This is a genomic window from Anaerosporobacter sp., assembly GCF_965301125.1.
This window is the reverse complement of the sequence record NZ_CBDLAM010000007.1, coordinates 39451-45913: the sequence shown is the minus strand read 5'-3', so window position 1 is coordinate 45913 and position 6463 is coordinate 39451. Positions and strand designations below refer to the sequence as shown.

The following is a 6463-nucleotide window of genomic DNA, read 5'->3' as shown; positions in this document are numbered from 1 at the left end:
AAGTAAAATCATCTAGCTTATTTCTCTTTAGATAAGTTTCCATTGCTTCAGGAAACTTTACATAATTGATAGATATTGCCCAAGCAACTGCCATCTTAACATAATACCCATCGTGTCTTATCGTATCGAATATCTTACATACTGGTTCTATATATGCCTCGTCTAAATAGTAATTTAATAACATTACAACTCCAAACCTAACTTCAAACTCACCTTGCATTTGAAAAAAAGATTGAAGGAAAAGCCACATTTCTTCGCTATATATCTTAGTAACTTTAAGACCACTGCAAAAGCTATCACAAACTGACCAGTTATCTATCTTCTCAACAAATTTCTCTATGAAAGGGATACGTTCCTGCAAGGAACCCTTTACATAACCAATGACCATTCCCTGTAACATAATTTCTTCATAGGATTCATCACTGGCATATTCAAGATAAGTTCTCCAATCTCCTTTTGCTATCTCTTTTGCTATTTTACGAAGTTTTGGCAATCTAACACCAATTATGTTGGACACACCAGGTAATAACTTACTTGTGAATACTTGATACTCTGGTTCCGATAATTCTTCTATTTTTGCTCTAATGTCTTTATTTTGCTCAATTTCGTTTATGCTTTTCATTAATTGAACCTTTTTTAGAATTAATTCTTAATCCATTTAAGTAATTGAATTACAAATAAATTAACTAATGAAAGTCCATAGATAATAAGGAATTGTGTTCCTGTTAATGATGCCACTTTGAATATAGATGATAATCCTGGTATAAGTAGGACCGCATTAATTAACAAGAAGCCGAGGGCAAATGCTCCCCATATGAACTTATTATCAATGATTCTCTTGCTAAACAAGATTGCACGATCTGATTTACAGTTAAATCCGTGTACTAATCGTGATAAGCATAACGTAGCAAATGCCATTGTACTAGCAGTTGCCGCATCTACGCTATTACCAATATGAAAAGCAATCATTGTCATACAACCAATAACGAGACCTTCTTCTAAAATACCTATTAAGAAGTTCTTTGTTAATATGGACTCATTGGCTTTACGTGGTTTTTCTTTCATAACTGCACTTGTATGTGGATCAAGACCTAATGCAATCGCTGGTAAACTATCTGTTAAAAGGTTGATAAATAATAAGTGAACTGCTTGGAATGGAACTGGCAATGCCATGAATGAAGCATACATAACCGCTAAGATAGCTGCCATATTACCTGATAATAAGAACTTAATTGCTTTCTTAATATTCAGATATACATTTCTTCCGTTCTCAACAGCCTTAACGATTGTTGCGAAGTTATCATCTGTAAGAACCATTGCAGCAGCATCTTTAGAAACTTCAGTTCCTGTAATACCCATTGCCACACCAACATCAGCTTGCTTTAGTGCTGGCGCATCGTTAACACCATCGCCTGTCATCGCAACTACATTGCCCTTTTCTTGCCATGCCTTTACGATACGAATCTTATGTTCTGGTGAAACCCTTGCATATACTGAAACTTGTTCTACAAATTCTTTTAAATCTTCATCACTTAATTCATCAATTGCACTACCTTCAACAGCTACTGTGCCTTCTGTAAGGATTCCAATCTCCTTAGCAATTGCAGCTGCAGTAATCTTATGATCTCCAGTAATCATAATTGGTCTAATTCCTGCTTCGATACACTTACGAACAGCTTCCTTTGATTCCACTCTAGGTGGGTCCATCATAGCAATTAAGCCTAAGAAAACTAAATCACACTCGTCATCTAAGCAAATAGATGTACCATCTAATGTCTTATAAGCAAATGCTAATACACGTAACCCTTTTTCTGAGTATTTTAAGTTTGCTAACTGAATTTCTTGTCTATCTGCATTAGTGATTTTTTGGATTCCTGCTTCTGTTTCAATATAGCCTATGCGGTTTAATAATACATCAACTGCACCTTTGGTAATCATGCGCTTCTCATCTGCTATGCAATGAACAGTTGACATTAACTTACGATCAGAATCAAATGGGATTTCTGCGATTCTTGTATAAGTATCTCTTAGCTTAGTTATATCCATACGAAATGACTTAGCAAAATTATATAAAGCTATTTCAGTTGGATCACCAATATCTACTCCATCTTTACTAGTTGAGTCATTACAAAGAATACTATATAAAACTAATTTATTATCAAATTTCTCTTCTAAACGTCCATTGTTAAGAACATCTTTGTCATAATCCGTATTATTTACATAATAATTCATTACAGTCATCTTGTTTTGTGTTAATGTTCCTGTCTTATCAGAACAGATTATAGAAACACTACCAAGACCTTCTACCGCTTGCAACTTACGAACAATTGCATGCTCTTTTGCCATCTTTTGAGTACCAAATGCTAATACAATTGTTACAATTGAACTCAAGGCTTCAGGAATAGCCGCTACCGCTAATGCTACTGCAAATAAGAATGCATCTACAATCGCTTCACCACGGAATATACTTAATCCGAAAACAATAGCACAGACTACTAAAATAAGTATCGAAAGTTTCTTTCCAAAGTCATCTAAACTCTTTTGTAGTGGTGTCTTCTTCTCACTAGCGTTATTTAAAAGACTTGCAATCTTACCTACTTCTGTCATCATACCGATACGTGTTACAAGGAACGATGCACGTCCATATGTAACATAACTACCTTGGAAAACCATATTAATCTGATCTCCAAGAGGAACTTCTTTATCAACTGTTATATCTTCTTTTTCAACACTAGTACTTTCACCAGTTAATGCACTCTCATTAACTTGTAAACTTGCATTATCAAGTATTCTACCATCTGCACAGATATAATCTCCTGCTTCTAGCATAACGATATCACCAACAACAACATCTTTTGATGGTAACAAAACAGTTTCACCATTACGAATAACCTTTGCAACTGGCGCTGAAAGCTGTTTTAAGCTATTAAGTGATTTCTCAGCTTTTTTCTGTTGAACGGTACCAAGTATAGCATTCATTGTGATAACTACACCAATAACAATTGAGCTTTCTAGATCACCTAAGAATGCTGAAATAACAGCTGCAATAATAAGAATGATAACAAGGAAATCCTTAAATTGTTCAAGAAAAATTTGTAATACAGTCTTTTTCTTAGCTTCTACTAACTCATTAGCTCCATATTTTTTCCTTGCTTCTTTCGCTTGTTCTTCTGTGAGCCCTTTCCACGATGTACCAAATTCTCGTATGATTGCTTCTTTGTCCTTTTGATACTCTAACATACAATCCCTCCATTTTATTGAATATCGGAATAATCCAGCCTTATTGGAGCATAAAAAAAGCAGAACTCCTGCTGTATCTATCCTACAACAAAAGTCTTGCTATTCAAGCCAATATCTTTGACTTCATCACGATACCGGATTCTATACTAAATAGAATCGTATTGACGACACCGCAAACATTTTTCAATGTTAGCTACTCCCTTTTGATTTCATTTATTTTACCAATATAGTAATAGGGGTGTCAATTAAATTTTAAAAATTTTAATATTTTCTTAGCGATTTCTTAGCGCATATTAATAAATCGCTATTACTATTCACAATCTAAGGTACATATGTTACCGAACTAGATTAATTCTTTCACCTTATCCATTGGAAGTACCTTAGCAAAACGCCCATTCCATATTATATTATGATAGAAATCATTCAATTGTTTGGCTGTAAACTCTCCATTGTCTCTGGTTGTAATTGTTCCTTCTGGAACAATCATACGATACCCATGTTCCAACCCAGCTTTTAATGTGGCGTCAATACAATATTCTGTTTGCAATCCCATGATGATAAGATTTGTTATATGCTTTTCTTTTAGGTACTCCATAAGTCCTGTTTTCTTGAATATACTATTGTATGATTTATCAAATACAATTTCCCCTTCTTCTGGTTCTATTTCATTAAATATCTCATACCCTGGTTTTCCTTTTGTAAGTTTCTCTCCTTCACCATCATCGTGTCGGACATAAATAATCTCAAGGTTTTTCTTCCGTCCGTACTGCAACATATCTTGAATATTAGCAATGAAATTGTCCTTATTATATAATGTTTCATTAACTAGTTCTTGTTGTACATCTACTACCACTATTGCATATTTCATACTCATCGCTTCCCATGTACACCACTAAAACTTAATTCAAAAATAGCAGTGCATGGCTCCTTTCATAAGATTGAAAATTCTTTCCAAATCAATTATACATCAACGAATTAAGGATTAAAACCCTGCCGATCTCTTTCTACTAAGTTTTTTATATGTACTCTTTCGATAACTACCCAAATTAGAATTATCATACCAGCCACTGCCATGACGAGCTTATTCATGTTTCCACGAAGTAAAACTTCGCGAATTGTAGGCGTCATATAATTAAATTCTTCTACATGTTTTCTTATTAAGTCCATTGTCCGACTGACACTATTAAAATCTGACCATTTTGTAGGTATGTATTGCAAAGGAAAAAAGGCAAATCTCTTTGCTGTGATGGCGATTCCAAGCACAGTAATTATAGCTGGAACAAACTTCATAATAAAATGCTGTAGCGTTTCATTCTTATATTCCTTCTCTTTCAGATATTCAAAATAGAATCGAATTGTCTTACATATGATAAATATACCTGCAAATAACCAAGGTAAGAATAATACATTGCCTAGTAATCGTACAATCAAATTCTGGTCAACAATTACTGGTGAAGAACCTAATGGATAAATCATCATTAATTGTTCTACGTATTCTCTTCCTCTTGAACTATTACCATAGTCAAATTGTAAATAATGAAACTGCGTCTTGTCGTATCTTGCCTGAACCATAACAACTGGATGACTTGTATCAAGGATTCCTCTTACATAATACTCCCGTTCATTAGTTGTAGTCACATTCTCCCCTTGTGCACTACTCTCGTTGTTATCTTTACTGTCTTTCGTCTTGCTATTCTCATCAATCGCTACCTGCTGGCCAATTATGTCTAAGCTTCCGAATAAACCATATGCTGTATCTTTATCTAAAATACACCCCTCCAGATCGTCTTCATACACATAATTGCCTCTACAGATTTGTATTGGTAAAATCTGATTCATATCTCCAAAAACAAGATACTTGGTTAGTTCCTTATCTCTATTGAAATTCCTATTCGTAACCTTCATATGTTCTTCCATTTCATATGCGGTAACTTCTGGGACTTTCTTTACCTCATTCTTATTATCTTTCCGTTCCGTCTTCTCTTCTTCTTTATCTTCCTCTAGTTCATACTTCTCTTTTTCTTCCTCTAAAACGGTCTCCACCTGCTTCTTTGTTGTTGCTTCCCCTTGCAGTTGCACACTTACACTTTGATAATTTTCCCTTAGTTCATAATAGGTCTTCACTCCAATACCATAGCAAGCAATTGCAAGAATAAGCAAAACGATGTTTTTTATCTTCCATCTACTTTCTCTACTCATAGGATCCTTTGCGAACACGATCGCCCTCCATAACATTACGATTACTTCCTGTAATAACTTCCTCATCGTAACCTAGCACATCATTAATAACAGCTATTTGGAAATCTTTCTTATTAATAGTAACGTTAACGCGATAAGCTATAAACTCTTTACCAAGTATGGTACTTGTTTCCTTCATGACAAGCACATAATCCCCTGAATTATCCTTCCTAAGTGCAGTTATTGGTATACAATTATCGTATTTTTCAGAGGATTTGTTGATTGTAAATTGTCCTGTTATTCCAGGCGCAAACTTCTCATCTGGAAGTTTAGCTGTCACATCAAAGCAGTCTCCTTCACTATTATAAGCGATGTCAATAACTTCTCCTTCTACCACATTCTTATATCCTGTAAGCTGACAACTAACCTTATCCCCCTTCTCCACATATTCCATATACTCCTTTTCAAAACTACCAATGAATACAGAACAGCTTGGTGTTATTGCAACCTTCTCAGTTCCTGTAATTGATGTTTTGATTTCAATATCAAGTGCAGTAACCATTCCGTCTATCTCTGAAGATACTTTTCCTTTTGCGTCCAGTACCTGATTTAATTTATCAAGTACTTCTTCTTTCGTTTTCATATCATCTTCTAAATCTTCTTGATCCATTTCTGCTATCTTTTCGTCAATTGAACTAGTCTTTTGAAAATCATCTAATTTATCTTCTGCATCCTCCACTGTTCTTTTTGCAGTTCCAATCGTAGCTTTTTGAGTCTCTAAGCTTTCCCTTGCTGTGCGCATACCATCTTTATCTTCATAAACTTTATCTAATAATTTATCAACTGCTTTTGCTTTCTTTTTCATAGCAGCTTTCGCTTTCATTATCTCTTTCTTCTTCTGTGCATTAGCATCATCTACTACTTCTTTTGCCTTTGTAACCAATTTATCCTGCTCTGTTACTGTTTCATCGACTGCTGCTTTTGCCTTCTCCACCGCTCTATTCTTAACTTTATGTTCTGCTTCATCTACCACAGAAGAATCTAT

At 34.7% G+C, this 6463-nt stretch carries 5 protein-coding genes; all 5 read right to left on the bottom strand.

Annotation, left to right across the window (positions count from 1 at the left end):
- Positions 1–622 (bottom strand): DNA alkylation repair protein (locus ACW2QF_RS01610; RefSeq protein WP_455714244.1); only part of this gene is annotated, 622 nt, incomplete at its 3' end.
- 20 nt (positions 623–642) lie between these two features.
- The gene (locus ACW2QF_RS01605) at positions 643–3240 is read right to left on the bottom strand and encodes a cation-translocating P-type ATPase (RefSeq protein WP_455714243.1); all 2598 of its coding nucleotides are present in this window, start codon (positions 3238–3240) and stop codon (positions 643–645) included.
- A gap of 343 nt (positions 3241–3583) precedes the next feature.
- Positions 3584–4108: a cysteine hydrolase family protein gene (locus ACW2QF_RS01600; protein WP_455714242.1), complete on the bottom strand. Its 525-nt coding sequence runs from the start codon at positions 4106–4108 to the stop codon at positions 3584–3586.
- Positions 4109–4215: 107 nt separating this feature from the next.
- Positions 4216–5457: a hypothetical protein gene (locus tag ACW2QF_RS01595; RefSeq protein WP_455714241.1), complete on the bottom strand. Its 1242-nt coding sequence runs from the start codon at positions 5455–5457 to the stop codon at positions 4216–4218.
- Positions 5432–6463: hypothetical protein (locus ACW2QF_RS01590; RefSeq protein ID WP_455714240.1), on the bottom strand; the 1032-nt coding region annotated here is incomplete at its 5' end. The genes ACW2QF_RS01595 and ACW2QF_RS01590, both read right to left, overlap by 26 nt.